Source organism: Levilactobacillus spicheri DSM 15429, from assembly GCF_001435095.1.
Classification (GTDB): Bacteria; Bacillota; Bacilli; order Lactobacillales; family Lactobacillaceae; genus Levilactobacillus; species Levilactobacillus spicheri.
Genome location: NZ_AZFC01000003.1, coordinates 31,791 through 47,586, shown reverse-complemented (window position 1 = coordinate 47,586; position 15,796 = coordinate 31,791). Strand labels below are relative to the sequence as shown.

At 55.8% G+C, this 15,796-nt stretch carries 19 protein-coding genes; 8 read left to right on the top strand and 11 right to left on the bottom strand.

Annotated features, from left to right (window positions below):
- Positions 1-45: 45 nt before the first annotated feature.
- From FD37_RS01725 to FD37_RS01715, 3 genes are all read right to left on the bottom strand, one after another.
- The gene (locus tag FD37_RS01725; protein ID WP_045807927.1) at positions 46-1,041 is read right to left on the bottom strand and encodes a D-2-hydroxyacid dehydrogenase; all 996 of its coding nucleotides are present in this window, start codon (positions 1,039-1,041) and stop codon (positions 46-48) included.
- A 91-nt stretch (positions 1,042-1,132) separates the two neighbouring features.
- Complete coding sequence (locus FD37_RS01720; protein ID WP_045807928.1) at positions 1,133-1,408, bottom strand: GIY-YIG nuclease family protein; 276 nt, start codon at positions 1,406-1,408, stop codon at positions 1,133-1,135.
- The gene (locus FD37_RS01715) at positions 1,401-2,150 is read right to left on the bottom strand and encodes a tRNA1(Val) (adenine(37)-N6)-methyltransferase (protein ID WP_056963028.1); all 750 of its coding nucleotides are present in this window, start codon (positions 2,148-2,150) and stop codon (positions 1,401-1,403) included. The genes FD37_RS01720 and FD37_RS01715 overlap by 8 nt, the downstream gene beginning before the upstream one ends.
- 102 nt (positions 2,151-2,252) lie before the next feature.
- Here FD37_RS01715 and FD37_RS01710 point away from each other — a divergent pair, with 102 nt between their 5' ends.
- Positions 2,253-2,894, top strand: a complete 642-nt coding sequence (locus FD37_RS01710; RefSeq protein WP_045807930.1) for a lysophospholipid acyltransferase family protein — start codon at positions 2,253-2,255, stop codon at positions 2,892-2,894.
- 67 nt (positions 2,895-2,961) lie between these two features.
- Positions 2,962-3,477, top strand: a complete 516-nt coding sequence (locus tag FD37_RS13095; RefSeq protein WP_225436288.1) for a hypothetical protein — start codon at positions 2,962-2,964, stop codon at positions 3,475-3,477.
- A 65-nt stretch (positions 3,478-3,542) separates the two neighbouring features.
- Here the strand turns inward: FD37_RS13095 and FD37_RS01700 are convergent, their stop codons facing one another.
- From FD37_RS01700 to FD37_RS01685, 4 genes are all read right to left on the bottom strand, one after another.
- Positions 3,543-5,339, bottom strand: coding sequence for an ABC transporter ATP-binding protein (locus tag FD37_RS01700; RefSeq protein ID WP_056963026.1), 1,797 nt, complete (start codon positions 5,337-5,339; stop codon positions 3,543-3,545).
- Positions 5,329-7,089, bottom strand: a complete 1,761-nt coding sequence (locus tag FD37_RS01695) for an ABC transporter ATP-binding protein (RefSeq protein ID WP_056963024.1) — start codon at positions 7,087-7,089, stop codon at positions 5,329-5,331. The genes FD37_RS01700 and FD37_RS01695 overlap by 11 nt, the downstream gene beginning before the upstream one ends.
- Positions 7,090-7,231: 142 nt before the next feature.
- Positions 7,232-7,459, bottom strand: a complete 228-nt coding sequence (locus FD37_RS01690; RefSeq protein ID WP_186811283.1) for a YneF family protein — start codon at positions 7,457-7,459, stop codon at positions 7,232-7,234.
- Between the two features lie 98 nt (positions 7,460-7,557).
- A complete protein-coding gene (locus tag FD37_RS01685) occupies positions 7,558-7,806 on the bottom strand; it encodes a DUF896 domain-containing protein (protein WP_045807934.1) in 249 nt (82 codons plus the stop codon).
- A 188-nt stretch (positions 7,807-7,994) separates the two neighbouring features.
- On the opposite strand from FD37_RS01685, the gene lexA reads away from it, so the two are divergent.
- Positions 7,995-8,624: a transcriptional repressor LexA gene (gene lexA / locus FD37_RS01680; protein ID WP_045807935.1), complete on the top strand. Its 630-nt coding sequence runs from the start codon at positions 7,995-7,997 to the stop codon at positions 8,622-8,624.
- Between the two features lie 139 nt (positions 8,625-8,763).
- On the opposite strand, the gene FD37_RS01675 is transcribed toward lexA, so the two are convergent.
- The 3 genes from FD37_RS01675 to FD37_RS01665 all read right to left on the bottom strand — a co-directional run bounded on the left by FD37_RS01675 (position 8,764) and on the right by FD37_RS01665 (position 11,540).
- Positions 8,764-9,204, bottom strand: a complete 441-nt coding sequence (locus FD37_RS01675) for a nucleoside 2-deoxyribosyltransferase (protein WP_045807936.1) — start codon at positions 9,202-9,204, stop codon at positions 8,764-8,766.
- A 149-nt stretch (positions 9,205-9,353) separates the two neighbouring features.
- Positions 9,354-10,532 carry a hydroxymethylglutaryl-CoA synthase gene (locus FD37_RS01670; RefSeq protein ID WP_082605089.1) on the bottom strand — a complete coding sequence of 393 codons (1,179 nt, stop codon included), beginning with the start codon at positions 10,530-10,532 and terminating at the stop codon, positions 9,354-9,356.
- 141 nt (positions 10,533-10,673) lie between these two features.
- The gene (locus FD37_RS01665) at positions 10,674-11,540 is read right to left on the bottom strand and encodes a PPK2 family polyphosphate kinase (protein WP_056963021.1); all 867 of its coding nucleotides are present in this window, start codon (positions 11,538-11,540) and stop codon (positions 10,674-10,676) included.
- A 162-nt stretch (positions 11,541-11,702) separates the two neighbouring features.
- Between FD37_RS01665 and FD37_RS01660 the strand changes: the two genes are divergently transcribed.
- The 4 genes from FD37_RS01660 to FD37_RS01645 all read left to right on the top strand — a co-directional run bounded on the left by FD37_RS01660 (position 11,703) and on the right by FD37_RS01645 (position 13,724).
- Positions 11,703-12,365 carry a histidine phosphatase family protein gene (locus tag FD37_RS01660; RefSeq protein WP_045807938.1) on the top strand — a complete coding sequence of 221 codons (663 nt, stop codon included), beginning with the start codon at positions 11,703-11,705 and terminating at the stop codon, positions 12,363-12,365.
- A 25-nt stretch (positions 12,366-12,390) separates the two neighbouring features.
- Entirely contained in the window at positions 12,391-12,573 is a 183-nt protein-coding gene (locus FD37_RS01655; protein ID WP_045807939.1) for a PspC domain-containing protein, read from the top strand.
- 139 nt (positions 12,574-12,712) lie between these two features.
- Entirely contained in the window at positions 12,713-13,165 is a 453-nt protein-coding gene (locus FD37_RS01650) for a MarR family winged helix-turn-helix transcriptional regulator (protein ID WP_045807940.1), read from the top strand.
- 34 nt (positions 13,166-13,199) lie between these two features.
- Positions 13,200-13,724: a GNAT family N-acetyltransferase gene (locus tag FD37_RS01645; RefSeq protein WP_056963020.1), complete on the top strand. Its 525-nt coding sequence runs from the start codon at positions 13,200-13,202 to the stop codon at positions 13,722-13,724.
- Between the two features lie 212 nt (positions 13,725-13,936).
- Here FD37_RS01645 and gnd read toward each other — a convergent pair whose 3' ends face one another.
- Entirely contained in the window at positions 13,937-14,839 is a 903-nt protein-coding gene (gene gnd / locus FD37_RS01640; protein WP_045807942.1) for a phosphogluconate dehydrogenase (NAD(+)-dependent, decarboxylating), read from the bottom strand.
- Between the two features lie 271 nt (positions 14,840-15,110).
- On the opposite strand from gnd, the gene FD37_RS01635 reads away from it, so the two are divergent.
- On the top strand, positions 15,111-15,779 hold the full coding sequence (locus FD37_RS01635; protein ID WP_045807943.1) for a histidine phosphatase family protein: 669 nt from the start codon (positions 15,111-15,113) through the stop codon (positions 15,777-15,779).
- Positions 15,780-15,796: the final 17 nt, after the last annotated feature.

Genomic DNA, 15,796 nt, shown 5'->3' with positions numbered 1-15,796 from the left:
AAAGCCCAAGGCACGCGGCCTTGGGCTTTTTAGGTAAGTGATTCGTTAGAACTTAACGACGTTGTCCGCCTTACCAGATTCGATTAATTGCTTGTTGTTGTTCAAAGCAAATTGAACCATGTTCTTAACGGCCGTCTTGGTGTAGAAGGCGATGTGTGGGCTAACCAGCACGTTTTCACGCTTCATCAAGTTCTTGAGCCGTTCGTCTGGAATAGCATCGAAGCTGCCAAAGTCGGTGTTGAAGATACCAACTTCGTCTTCGTAAACGTCCAATGCGGCACCGGCAACCTTGCCGCTGTCGAGGGCGCGGATCAAAGCATCCGTGTCCACGAGGGCACCACGGGCTGGGTTCAACAACCAAACGCCGTCCTTCATCTTGCTGAAGGCGTCGTCGTTGATCATCTTTTCGTTGTCCTTGGTTGCAGGGGCGTGCAAGGAGATGACATCAGCTTGGGCGTATAATTCGTCCATGGTGTCAACGTAGATGCCTTGCTTTTCCAATTCTGGGTTGTGGAAGACATCGTAAGCGATGACCTTGGCACCGAAGCCTTGGTAGATCTTCATTGCGGCCCGGCCGATCCGACCAGTAGCCACAACACCAACCGTCATGGAGTTTAATTCGTCGGCGATATCTGGAGCCCACCGAAGGTCACCGTTAGCTTGCTTCCGGTCGAACGTAGGCGTCCGGCGGAGTAACCGCATTAATTCAGTGACAGTGAATTCAGCGATGGCTTCTGGAGAGTAAGCTGGAACGTTCGTAACCTTGAAACCGTTACGCTTAACGGCGTCAGCGTCAACGTTGTCGACCCCAACGTTCCGTAAGGACAGGTTCGTCACACCATTAGCGGCTAACTTGTCTAATACGGCAGCGGTGTAAGGCTTTTGTTGGTATACAACGGCACCGTCGTAACCCTTAGCCAAATCAACCGTGCTCTCGTCGAGCAGTTCCTTAACAGCCTTAACTTCGATACCTTGATCCTTGGACCATTGTTCCAAGTAAGGTTGTTCGTCGTCGCGAATTCCATAAGCAATAATCTTCACAGTAAAGTTCCTCCTTAAAATTCTACTTTCTGTAAATCCTGATGCACTTGTATATTTTAACACAAAATCTGTCGTTTGATTAGTCAAGGAGTTAAATCTTTAAATCAATTCCGTGATTTTTTAGAAATTGGACCTTTTTGCGCCGGGTCTGGTGCTTGAACGCCCACTCGGCGTGCAACGCGTCGTGCTTGGTCGCAAAGGCCTCGCTGTACAGGACCTTGATGGGATGATGGGTGCGGGTGTACTTGGCCCCTTTTCCGGCTAAATGGGTGGCAAAGCGCTTGGCAACGTCGGTCGTGAAGCCCCCATAGAGGGAATGATCCGCACAGAGCAGCACGTAAAAGTAGTAACTTTGTGAATCAGCCATAGAGCAACCGCCCCACTTCCGGCTGGTACTGCCCCTGGTCGTCATACACGGTCAGCGGGGCCAAAAAGCGGAGGCCCCCGGGTTTGCCATCCTTAATGGCCTCGACCAGGACCATGTTGGCCTCCTTCCTCGGCTTCGGGTAAACCAGCCGGATGCGCTTTGGGGCCAAGCGATGCTGCGCCATCAAGGTCAATAACTGCAACAAGCGGTCCGGCCGGTGGACGAAGTAGGCCTTGCCGTTCATCTTGAGCAAGCCGCTGGTCGTCGCCACGACGGTCGCCAGATCCGTCGTGATCTCATGCCGGGCAATCGCGAGATACTGGTTCGGATTCTTCTGACTATCCGGTAAATCGGCAAAGTACGGCGGGTTACAGGTGACCACGTCCACGCTATCCTTGGGGATCCACTGCGTCACGTCCGCCAGGTCCCCCTCATACACCGTCATCTGGTCCTCGAGGTGGTTGAGCACCACGCTTCGCCGGGCCATGTCCGCCAAGCGGGGTTGCAGTTCGACCTCGGCGATCTGTCCGCGGGTCTGGTGACTCATGAACAGGCCGACCGCGCCGTTACCGGCACACAGGTCAACCGTTTGGCTGTTGGCCCGAGCCGGCAGCTTCGCGAAGGCCGCCAGTAAGACGGCGTCCAGGGAGAAGGCGAACACCTCCGGACTTTGAATGATTTGAATATCTTGACTATAGAGTTGGTCGATCCGTTCGCCGGACCGCAACGTTGGTTTGGTCATGAGCGACCCCTTTCCGTGATTCTCTGGTGAGATAACTTGCAACTCCCCCACTTTTTTTGCATACTAGAAAGATAAAGCACCGTTGTGAGAGGAGTGCGTCACATGTTCTATTCGTTCTTACGAGGGTTGATTCGCATCCTCGTGTTCATTATCAACGGTCGGGCAACGTACCTGCACCGTGATGACTTACCCGATGGTCCCTACATCCTAGTGGGCCCCCACCGGACCTGGTTCGATCCGGTCTACTTCGCCTTGGGCGCTAGTCCCCGTAAGTTTAGCTTCATGGCGAAGGAAGAACTCTTTCAAAACCCAATTTTACGATGGATTTTGGTTCATGCCAATGCTTTTCCGGTAAATCGTGATCATCCGGGGCCCTCGGTCATCAAGACCCCCGTGCGCATCCTGCGCCAGGGAGACCTGTCCCTGATCATCTTCCCGTCCGGCAGTCGGCACTCGTCCGAACTAAAGGGCGGCGCGGCCGTCATCGCCAAGATGGCCAAGGTGCCGTTGATTCCCACGGTCTACCAAGGCCCCTTGACGTTCAAACGGCTCTTTAGCCGGCAACCGATCACCGTGGCTTACGGTCAACCGATTACGATCGACCGCAAGCTCAAGCTCGACGAGGCCGGTCAAGCCCAGGTAGAGGCGCAGATGCAAGCGGCCTTCGACCAACTCGACCAAGAGATTGACCCGACCTTCCACTACGTCGACGTCTCGGCGAAACACGAAAAATCAGCTAAATAAGACGTTACCCGATCCCATCAGCGCTGGTTGATGGGATTTTGTCATTACTTGAAAGGAAGTCCTGACCATGGAGCCACTGCTGAAAAACGGTTCCGTTCAGCCGTTGACCGTGCATCACGCCCCGGCCTCGGTTTGGCGCGAACGCCTCCAAGCCGCCCAGATTCGCCTGAACGCGCACGCGGAGGCGCTATTGACCGACCCCCGTTTCACGCCCACAACGGGAACCACCCGCGTGCGCCTGCTAATCGTCACCGTCGCCGACCTGGGACTGACCACCGGGGCCACCCTGCCCGTCATCTTCACCCGCGCGCAGGCGCTGGGACTGCACCTCTGTCCCTTACCCGTAGCGGTCGCGTTACGCCTGCACTGGCGCACCCAGGACGCGAGCACGGACGCCGCCATGCACCGGCACCGGGCCCCTCAGGGAGCCGTGACCGTGGCTTCCCCCGTCTGGGAGACTGACCCGCACCATCCTAAGGGCTTTTATCTCCGCCGGCTGGACGGCCAACTGTGGTTGCGGGGGTACCGCTGTGATGATCAGTTTGGGTGGACGGCGACCGACCAATTTGCCTTTATGCTTTGACCAACGCTCCCCCTTCCCCCATAAAAAGGGAGCTGCCCGACAAACTTGCCAGGCAGCTCCTTTTTTTAGTCGTCCTGGTGGGCGGCGTTTTGTAATTGGATCATATCGTAATAGTACCCTCGTTTTTGCATCAACTCGTCGTTGGTCCCCCGTTCCACGATGCGGCCTTGGTGCAGCACCAGAATCAGGTCGGCGTTTTGAATAGTCGACAACCGGTGCGCAATGGCGACCGTGGTCCGGTTTTCCTGCAGCCGACTCAGGCCCGTCTGAATCATGGTCTCGGTTTCCGTATCGACGTTAGCCGTGGCCTCATCCAGGATCAGGATCTTCGGGTCGGTCACCACCGTTCGCGCGAAGGTGATCAGCTGGCGTTGTCCCGCCGAGTACTCGGTCCCTCGTTCCAGGACCGGCGTCGCGTACTGCTGGGGCAAGCGGTCGATAAAGTCGTCCGCCTGCACGAAGTGGGCCGCCTGCCGGACCTGCTCGTCCGAGATGTTCGGGTTAAACATCCGAATATTGCTTTGGATGTCCCCGTAGAAGAGCTGGGGTTCCTGCAGGACCAGGCCCAGTTTGGCCCGCAATTCCGCCGCCGGATACTCGCGAATGTCGCGGTCGTCGATCAGGACCTGACCACTTTGAAATTCGTAGAACCGCATCAACACGTTGATGGTCGACGTCTTCCCGGAACCGGTCTCTCCCACTAGGGCGACCGTTTGTCCGGGTTCCGCCACGAAGGAAACGTCGCGTAAGACCGGATGCTCCTCGTCATAGGCGAAGGTCACGTGACGAAATTCGACCTTGCCCCGGGTGATCCGTGCATCCGCCACGGGGTGTTGTTGGGGCGCCAGGGTCCGGTCGTCCAGGATCTTCAGGACCCGCGAACCAGCCACCATCCCATTTTGAAAGTCACTCAGGCTGTCCATCATCTGACTCATCGGACTGTAGAAGTTACTGATGTAGGTAATGAAGGCGTAAATCACCCCGGCGGCCACGACCTGGTGCATCCCCCGCATCCCGAAGAGACCCAAGATGATGACGGTCCCTAAGGCGTAGAAGAGGTTGATCATGGGACTGAGCAGCAGGGAGTTCGTCCGGATCATCGCCCGGCGCGTGTCGTAATACGCACGGTTGGTGTGCTTGAAGTTATCCGCCATTCGGTGCTCTTGGCGGAACTCCTGGATCACAGTGATTCCCGTGATGGCCTCGCTGAGCTTCGTGTTCAGCTCACTCAGCCGTTCCCGCATCCGGCGGTAAACCCGGGAGCTGAAGTTCTGGTAGTACCAAATCACAAAGATCAGGAAGGGGACCAGGATCAGCGTCGCCAGGGCCACCGTCCAGTCCGTCATCGCCATGGCGATAAAGGACGAGATCACGGCAAACAGCGCTAAGATCAGGGTGTTCAGCAACGCCCAGAAGTTCGAAAAGGTCATGGTATCGTTCATCAGCCGCGAGAGGATCGACCCGCCCGGCGTCTGGTCGAAGTAGCGCATGCCCTTCCCGTGCAGGTCGGCAAACATCTTCCGCCGCACGCTTTCCAACATGTATTCGGCCCCCATAGTACTGGTGTAGTTCTGCCAGAACTGGGTCACGGCCTTGACGACCATGCCGAACAGATAGAGGCCGGCAAAGAGCCACATGATAGCCATCGTCGCCGACCCGTGACGCAGGTAACGGTCCATATACACTTGCAGGACCCAGGGCAGAAAAACGTTGACCCCACTAATCAGTGCCGATAGCAAAACTGATCCGATAAAGAACCACTTATAGGGTGCAGCAAATCGGAACAGACGACCGATCACGGTCAGTTGTTCCTTGGTGGACATACTGTGGGCCCACGCGGATTCATGGGCTTTAGCGGCCATTGCGACCCCCTCCTTTCACCCGAGTTTCTAGTTGTTGTTCCGTAAACATCTGTTGGTACCAGCCGTGGGCGGCCATCAGGCTCGCGTGATCGCCCCGCTCGACGATGTGGCCGTGATCCAGCACGATGATCTCATCGGCGTTCATCACCGAACTCAGCCGGTGGGCCGCGATGATCGTGGTCTTATTCGCCCGTTCCTGGTGCAACGTCGTTAAGATCTGGGCTTCGGTCTCCGCATCGACCGCGGACAACGCGTCGTCCAGAATCAATAATTCGGGATTGATCAGCAGCGCCCGCGCGATGGCCAGCCGTTGCCGTTGGCCACCGGACAGCGAGATGCCGTCTTCACCGACCTGCGTGGCATACCCGGCCGGCAACAGGTCAATCTGGTGGGCCAAGTCACTCTTTTGGGCCGCGGCCTGGACCTCCGCTTCGGTGGCATCCGCCTTGGCGAAGCGAATGTTCTCAAAGACGCTGTCCGAGAAGAGGAAGCTCTCCTGCGGCACGTACCCGATGGCCGGCAGGTAGCTGTCCAACTGGTAATCCTTGATGGGGTGACCCCCGAAGGCAATCTCCCCGGTATAGTCATCGAACTCCCGTAAGATCAGCTTCATGATGGTCGATTTTCCGGCACCGACCCGGCCCACGATGCCCAGCGTGTGCCCGGCTGGCAGTTCGAAGTCGATGTGGTCCAAGGCCACCTGTTCATCGTTGGGATAATCGAAGTGCGCCACGTGATAGCTCAGGGCACCCTGGGGCCGAATCGCGAGGCCCTGGGGGTTATCGTGGATACGGCTCTGCTGGTTCAAGAGCTCCATGACCCGGTCATAGCTGGCATTGCCCCGTTCCATGGTATTGAAGAGCATCCCTACGGCGAACATCGGCCAGATCATCATCGCCAGGTAGCTAATGAAGGACACCAGGTTCCCGATCGTGATGGTCCCGTCCAACACGAACCGACCACCCAAGACGATGGTCGCCACGTAGGAGATGGAGATGATCAGTGTGATTCCCGGGTCGAACAGGGAATCCAGGCGATTGACGTGCCGGTTGATATCGATGGTCTGCGCGACCTGGTGATCGTAGTCGGCCACGTCCTCTTGGTCCTGCCCCAGGGCCTTGATGACCTTGATGCCGCTGATGCTTTCCTGCGCCTTATTGTTGAGGCGCGAAAAGGCCGCTTGCGACTTCGCAAACGCCCGGTGGATCTTCTGTCCCAGATACCATGAGACCCCCGCCAGAAACGGAAAGGGAATGATGGCCAACAGGGTCAGCCGCCAGTTGATCAGCGCCATCATGGCGATCAGGGTGGTCCCCCCGGTGATGATGGCGTCGGCAAACTGCAAGATGCCCCCGCCGGCGACCCGTTGCACGGCTTCCAGGTCATTGGTGGCGTGGGCCATCAAATCCCCCGTTCGATACCGCTGGTAGAAGGTCCGGTCCATGCGCATGAAGTGCCGAAAGAGCCGATCCCGCAACAGTTGTTCGAGTCGGGCCGCCCCGCCCCAAATGGCGTTACGCCACACGTAGCGGGTGGCGTACTGGGCAATCGCCGCGCCGGCGACCAGGATCAGGTCCCAGACCAGCAACGACCGGGTCATCGTTTGCCCGTGAATACTATCCACCATGTTCCCAATGATCCGTGGTGGAATGATCGCGATTATGGCGGTCAGTAGTAAGCCGATAACCCCGACCAAGTAGCGCCGCCATTCCAGCCGAAAATACCAGGCCAGTTTTTTAAAGATACTCAACGCGATCCCTCCTGACATTAAAATTAGATTAGAAAACAATTATAGCAGACTTCTATTAGTCTAGCGCACTTATTGCCAAAAACAAATCAAAAAGACTCATCACCCCTGAATCGGCGTGACGAGTCTTTTTAAGCATGAAGGCTTATTTAGACTTACGCGATTGTTGTTGCATCGCGTTCATCATTTGGTGAAGCTTCCGTTGTGATGGCTTTTGTCCCATCTGCAGCATCATTGCCCGCAATTGGTCTTCATTAATAGGTGGATTGTCTTTCAGGTAGTTTTCCATGTATTTCCGCGCGCCGTAAAACCCACCCAACGCACAGGCGATTCCAACGACGATGATAATTAAGATCCAGCCCCAAATTGGCAAGACGATTCCCTCCCTTATAACAGCATTCATTACACAATTTTACACAAATTTAAGCCAAAATAAAAGAGTGAATCCTCAAAAAGACCCACTCTCGCGGATTAATCGTTTCGTAAGCCCTTGTCGCGTTGGACCTGACGCACTTTTTCCGGTGTGACTTCTTTCCCGTTCTTGTCGTAAACCTGCATCATTTCGACCTGGCTCCGGAAGCTTTCCCGGAACAGCTTCAGGTACTGCTTCCGTAAGTCGGCCCGCTCTGCCGTCTCTTCAGCGGTGAGCCCGGTGCCTTTGGCCTTGTGGGCAAGTTCATTGATGCGGACTAATAACGTGTCCATCGTGGTTTCTGCCATGAAACAACCACGCTCCTTTATCGTTTATTTATTCAGTGAATGATGAAGCCTTTCAAAACATCCCCTATCATATCAGGGATAATTTCAGAATTCAACTCATTTAACCGAACATCTGTTTGAAAACGTTCGCTACCTATGCTAAAATTGGGCTAAACTAAACTATGAATGACGAACGAGGTGGCAATAAGATGAGCAAAGCTTCTGAAAGTAAACAAATTGCCGTTCTCCGCTTCATTTGGGAACGGGTTAACGAAAAAGGATATCCGCCGACTGTTCGTGAAATCGGTGAGGCGGTCGCGCTATCATCCACGTCCACGGTTCACGGGCACATTGCCCGTTTGGAAAAGAAGGGCCTCCTGACCAAGGATCCGACGAAGCCCCGGGCTTTGGAAGTGACGCCGGCTGGCCTGGAGGAACTGGGCGTGCACGAACAACAGACCCAGATTCCCGTATTGGGAACGGTCACGGCCGGCGAGCCCATTTTGGCCGTGCAGGAAGCGACCGACTACTTCCCCGTTCCACCGGAATTCGAGAACAGCGAAGACGACCTCTTCATGCTGACGATTCGGGGCGAAAGTATGATCAACATCGGTATCTTGAACGGTGACCAGGTCATCGTGCGCCGGCAACGGTCCGCCGATAACGGCGATATCGTCATCGCCATGACGGAAGAGAACGAAGCGACCTGCAAACGGTTCTTCAAGGAAGCGGACCACTTCCGCCTGCAACCCGAAAACGACACCATGGCCCCCATCATTCTCAATCAAGTCACCATCTTAGGCAAGGTCGTCGGCCTGTTCCGCGACGACGTGCACTAACTAACTAAAAACGTTCTGCTGATATCCCCGTCTAACGGGAAGCTCAGCAGAACGTTTTTTAGTTACATGGGGATAAAAGGGCACTGGTTTTGCTTAACGCCGTCAGCCAGCTAATCACCCCTTACTCTAGTCTTTTTCCCTAAAAGACGGGACCGTCATAGTGACTTTCTGGCAGCGTCTCAAAATCGTAGGTTGCCAGGTCTTCCGCCCGTTGCAGGTAGGCGTGCAGGCTTTCGGACAGCATCAGGTTGACCTTGTTGTCCTTTTCGTGCAGTAAGACGACCGGCGTGCCACTGTGGAAGGCGTAGCCAATCTCAAACGCCGTGCCGGAATCGACCTGGTCGTCGACGTAATCGGCTAACGCCACCACGACGTCGGCCCGGTCGATCTCATCCGTGTCCATCTTAAAGGTGGCATCGGACCACTTGGGCGTCCCTTCTACCAAGTCGCGAATCTCGTTTAACCGGGGACTAAAGACATGATCAACTTGCGGGTTGGCGGCTAATGCCCGCTCCGCTCGGGAAATCCGTTCAATTTGTTCGTCATCGAAGAAGGGTCCTGCTAAATAAATGTTGGTCACCGTTTCTCTCCTCTTTCTTTCTCGTAGAATAAATCCTATTATAGCGAAAAAGTTAACTTTTGGCGACTATTTTTATTTTAATATTCGGGATTTCGTTTTATCCTCGTTTAAACTAAGCGGTTCAACCGTTCAACCCCCAATTAGTCCCGTTAGGCCTCGGAACGGTGGCGGTACTGCCGTTGTTGGTGTTGGCGCCCCGCCAGGTAATACGGCGCTGGGTCCGTCCCCACCGGCAGCTGCACGTCCGTGCCCGTGAGATCCAACTGCTGCTGGAAGAGCTCCTCGTACTCGGCCACGCTGACCGCCCGGCGCTTTGCCAGCAGCGCCGTCACGGCCGCATCGTTAAAGCCCGCCCGGTAGTCCGGTTGCAGGCGCCCGCTGTAGAATTCGCCCTCCGCGCCGGAGCCATAGCTGTAGCACCCGATGCGGTCCCCGGGCTGTAAGTTGCCGTGGCGTAACAGGGACAGCAGGCTGAGGTAGAGCGATCCTGTATACAGGTTGCCCACGTTGCGGTTGTCCAGCTGACTGGCCTCAAAGGCCGCCGTCAGGGCCGTTTGCTGGTCCGGGGTCGCCTCCGGCAGAATCTGCCGCAGCGCCTTGCGTCCCATCTTGGTAAACGGAATGTGAAAGGCGAACGCCGCAAAGTCGGCGATGGTCCGGTGCGTTTGGGCTTGGTAGTCGGTCCACACGGTCCGGAAGAAGTCGAGGTAGACATTGGTCGAATACTTGCCGTCGACCAGGGCCTCGGAGCGCCCGAGGGGCCGCCAGAAGTCCATCACGTCCGCGGTGTGGTAGCTGCTGACCGGGTCTAACGCCAGGATCCGGGGATTGGCCGTCACCAGCATGGCCACGGCGCCACCGCCCTGGGTCACCTCACCCGCGGTCCGCAGTCCGTAACGGGCAATGTCCGCCCCAATCACCAGGACCTTCGCCGTGGGGTGACTGCGCACGTAATCGGCCGCGAATTGGAGGCCCGCCGTGGCCCCGTAGCACGCCTGCTTGATCTCGATGGCCCGGGTATCGGCCGGCAGGTCCAGCAGGTGCGCCAGATACACGGCCGTGGCCTTCGAATTGTCGACCCCCGACTCCGTGCCGAACAGGACCATTTTGATGGTCTTCTGGTCGGCTGGCGTCAGAATCTGGGCCGCCGCGTTCGCCGCCATGGTGACCACGTCTTGGGTGGGCGGAATCACGGCCTGCTTGTCCTGGCCGATGCCCACGTGATACTTCGCCGGGTCATCCCCCCGTGCCTGCGCCAAGGCCGTCATGTCTAAATACAGGTGTGGGGTGTAAAACCCCATTTGATCAATTCCAACCGTCACCGTCATCAGTGCCACTCCTTCATCTTTCATTCTTGAACCCTAACCCTACCATTTTATCCCTCAGTTGGGCAAGCGGAACCGGTGGCCACCGTTAATATGGGGCAAAGTGGCCCCTTGAAGTCCCCCTCGCGTTGCACCTTGGTCGCCTTAGATCTGCCCCTTGCGCAATTGTTGCAACAACTGCTGGAAGTGCGCCTGTTGGTCCGCCGTGACCTGTGGGTACTGCGGGTCCAGCTGGCTGAGCTCCTGCGTCAGGATCGCGGTCACCAGGCGCCGCGCGGTCGGTTTATCGTCCGCCGGAATGATGTACCACGGATTCTTCGCCGTCGCCGTGTGTTCCAGCATCTGGGCGTAGGCCGTCTGGTAAGCGGCCCAAAACTGCCGTTCCTTGAGATCACTGGTCGAGAACTTCCAGTTCTTTTCCGGTAACGCCAAGCGCCGCTCCAGTCGTGCCGTCTGTTCCTGTTGCGAGATGTGGAGGAAAAACTTATACGTCATGATGCCCTGATGCCGCAGATACGTCTCGAAGTGCCGCAGGTCGTGGTAACGCCGCTCGAAGAACTTATCCGTCACATCGGCCATTGACTGGACACCGGGCAGGTGCTGGCCGACCAAGATCTCCGGGTGGACCCGACTGATCAGGACGTCCTCGTACTGCGAGCGGTTGAAGATCCGAATCTCCCCACGAGCTGGCAGTTGACGATTGATGCGCCAGAGAAAGTCGTGCTGCAGGTCGACACTCGTTGGCTGTTTGAAGCTGACCACGCTGGTCCCGGCCGGGTTAAAGCCGCTGAAGACGTGGCGGATCAGGCCATCCTTACCGGCCGTATCCATCCCCTGGAGAATGATCACGACCCCCGTCTGCTTCTGCGCATACAACCGCCGTTGCAGGTCGTGCAAGGTCTCTAAGTCGGCGTTGCGTTGCGCCGTTTTGATGCGCGTATCGGTCGTGGTCGCCCACTGGGTCAGATCGACCGGTTGGTCACCCGTATACTGATAAACCGTCTTATCCATGCTACCCATCTCCTATCTGCCTTAACTCTACCATTTTTTCAATCCAGCACACTTGGCAACGCTTGCAAAAATTGGGAGAATCTGGCCAAAACCTTCGCGTTCTCCCAACGGGATTGCTATACTTAAAGCGTAACCAAGTCGATGAAAGAGGAGTTTAGCGCTATGAAGAAAATTACCGCATATTTCGTTCGGCATGGGCAAACCATGTTAAACCACTATAACAAGGTTCAGGGCTGGATTGATTCCCCCCTGACTGAAAAAGGTCGCGCCGACGCCAAGCGCGCGGGCGAACAACTAAAGAACATCCCGTTTACCGCCGCCTACAGCAGCGACTCGGGGCGGGCCATCGAGACGGCCCACATCGCCCTGCGGCAAAATCCCGAAAACATGAACATTGTCTCTTACCAATACCCCGAGTTTCGGGAACAGTGCCATGGGTACTTCGAAGGCAACGACCTGAACCAGATGTGGCAATTCGTCGGTGCCCAGGTCAAATTGACCTCCGAATCGGCCGTACTGGGCACTTACGGCTTGGAGAAGGCCCGTGACCTGATCCACCAAGCCGACCTGTACGGTGAGGCCGAAAGTAACGACATGTTCTGGCACCGGTTAGACCGGGGCTTCGACAAGCTGCGGGCGAACTCCCAGGACGGTGACCAGGTCCTGGTGGTCTCCCACGGTATGACGATTCGCTCCATCGTTGACCGGTACGCGCCCGAACTGGACGAAGGCGTCGCCACCATCAACGGGAGCATCACCAAGCTGGAGATCACCGACGACACGATTCACGTCGATTTCTTCAACAAGGTTGATTTTCAATCCTAAGCTTACTTGAGAGGAGTCCTTTCCCATGAAAAAGATCCACCGTTCCGCCAATGACCGGGTCCTCGCCGGAGTCGTCGGGGGCCTAGCCCACTACTTCGACTGGAACGTCACCCTGGCCCGCATCATCTTTATCCTCCTCGCCATCACACCCCTACCGGGTATCCTGGCGTACCTGATTCTTTGGATGGTCATGGGCGATCCTGAATAGGTACCACGCTGAGCCGGGCAACCGGCTTTTTTGTTGCCCACCCCTCCACCGCAAATAAGCCAAAAATTTTATTTTATGCTGTAAATGCACTATGTTTTGTGCTATGCTTATTTCTATTCTCAGGAAAGGGAGGCTAACCATGGCTGACATCTTACGTGAAATCGGCATGATTGCCCGGGCCCTCGACTCCATCAGCAACGTCGAGTTCCAACAGTACGATCTGACCAAGGGGCAATACCTCTACCTGGCGCGGATCTGTGAGCACCCCGGCATCATCCAAGAACAGTTAAGCAAGTTGATCATGGTCGACCGGACCACCGTGATTCGGGCGGTCCAACGCTTGGTCGATCATCAATTTGTCGAGAAACGGCCCGATACCACCAACAAAAAAATTCGCCGCCTCTACCCGACGGAACGGGCGCGCCTGGTCTATCAGCGCACGATCGCCGAGGAGGCCTACTCGACCCGAACCGCCCTCAGCGGCATGACCCCCGACCAGGTCGATCAGTTGACGACCCTGCTGCATCAGGCCCGCCTCAACGTGACCGCCGACTGGGACCGTGTCAAGCACGGCGCCCACCGGGACTATTAACCATTTCAACCCACTAAAAAAGGAGCTACTCGATATGAACCAAAATATTCCCAGCATTCACCCCTGCACCTTGACCGACCTGCCGACCCTTCAAGCCATTAGTCGGGAGACCTTCGCGGACACCTTCGGGGCGGCCAACACCCCCGAAGACCTCGCGAAATATCTCGACCGGGCGTACGCACCGGCCAAACTACACCATGAAATGACCAATTCCGACTCGCACTTCTTTTTCCTACAAGTCGGGAGCACCGTTTGCGGCTACTTGAAGGTCAATACGGGTGCCGCTCAAAGCGAACCCATGCCCGCCGACAACTTCGAGGTTGAACGGATCTACATTCGGAAGGCCTACCAGAAGCACGGCTATGGCCGGATTCTCATCGAGTTGGCCGAACAGCTGGCCCGTGACGCCCACAAATCCCGGATATGGCTGGGCGTCTGGGAACACAACGACAACGCCCGGGGCTTCTACGCCCGGAGCGGCTTCCACCAGATTGGGGAGCACACCTTTACCATCGGCGGAAGTCGGCAGACCGACTATTTATTGGGGAAGGACCTTTAATCCCCAGTGTTTCACCCCCCTCAACGAGTAAAAGGCAATTCTCGGAAAAATCGAGAATTGCCTTTTTAATTTTACCATTTTTCTGTGTAGCGCCAAACGACCGGTGCCCCCAAATCGCTAACCGGCGCTCAGCTCACACTTATTTGCCAGCCGTCCCCACAAAAAAATCGCTGCAGCCTCACGACCACAACGATTGATTAAATCAATTTTAATTAAGCCTTGTCAACGGCGTGACCACCGAAGCCATGACGCATTGCGGAAACGACCTTACCCGTGAAGGTGTCGGTTTCCATCGAACGGTAACGCATCATCAGTGAAAGACCGATAACCGGCGTTGCCACTTGTTCGTCAAGGGCTTCTTGTAAGGTCCACTTACCTTCACCAGAACTGTGCATCGTTCCCTTGATGGCGTCCAGGTTAGCGTCCTTTGCGAAGGCTTCTTCACATAATTCCATTAACCATGAACGAACCACGGAACCATTGTTCCACAGACGAGCAACGGCTTCGTTGTCGTAATCGAATTGGCTGTGAGCCAAGACGTCGAAACCTTCACCGATGGCTTCCATCATCCCGTATTCAACACCGTTGTGGACCATCTTCAAGTAGTGGCCAGAACCAGCGGCACCGGTGTAGAGGTAACCATTCGTTTGGGCGATGCCTTCGAAGACGGGCTTCAAAACAGCATCGAAGGCTTCAGCACTCGTCCCACCGATCATGAAGTTTCCATCGTGACGGGCACCGGCTTGACCACCAGAAGTCCCACAGTCGAAGAAGTTGATGCCAACGGCTTCGGCCTTTTCAGCGTCTTCAACGGAGTTCTTCCAGAAGGAGTTCCCACCGTCAACGATGTAGTCACCCTTGTCGAGTTCCTTCGTTAACGTTGCGATCGTTGATTCCGTTGGCTTACCAGCAGGTAACATTAACCAAACAACCTTTGGTGATGGTAACTTGCTTAGCAGATCGTCAAGTGAGGTAGCGGCTTCAGCGCCAAAACCTGCGGCTTGGTCGACAAAATCCTTGTTCAAGTCAAAGCCCACAACTTCACTGCCGTGATCCATCATGTTTTGGGCTAAGTTTAACCCCATCTTACCTAATCCAACTAATCCAATTTTCATTGTTGTCAAATTCCCTTCTATGGTCAAATGTGCTCTCTATCTAACAGAACCCATTATATGAAAAGTATTTACAGATTTCAAGAAAAAACACGAAAAAAAGTTTCATAACTTGTGAATCCTGGAAACTAACTGCCAAGAAACCCTTAATCCATCGGGGTTTTCACGGTTACGCCGTTCAAAAAAGAAATTGAAGCGCGTATAATAATCTTAACGCCGGTTGACTCGTCAACCCCAATCTGCCCCACCACGGGGACCTTAGGAGGATTCATTCATGAAGACCGTCACAATTGACTTTATTCGTCACGGACAAACGTTGTTCAACATTCTGTATCGGCTGCAGGGGTGGTCAGACGCCCCCCTGACCCCTACCGGCATCCAGATGGCCGATACGACCGGTCAGCGGCTCCAAGACGTGCGCTACGACCACTATTACGCCTCTGACCTCAAACGGGCCGTGGACACCGCCCAGCACATCATCGCCGCCAACCACGGCCCCCAGGTCGCCCCGACCACGTCGCCGTTATTGCGGGAGGTCTTCTTCGGGTCCTTCGAGGGCGCCGATGACCAGACATCCTGGCATCAGGTCGCCCAAACCATCGGCTGCACCGACCAGGACGACATCATCCGTCAACACTCCTTCACGACGGCCCGGGATACCATGCACCAGGTCGACCCCCGGCACCTCGCCGAGGACGGTCAGACCTTCTACCACCGTATCGATCAGGCGCTGACGTACCTGCTCGAACAAAGCACCGACGGCGACCGGCTGCTCGTGGTCACCCACGGCACCTTTATTCGCACCCTGGCGATGCGCTTCGGGGCCCAATTCCACCCGGCCGAGCACTATCCGGAAAACGGCAGTGTCACCACGCTCAAGCTTCAAACCAGTTCAACGGCGCCCGGGTTCGCCGCCACGGTCCTGGCCTACAATCAAAACTAATTACAAAAGAGTCTCGG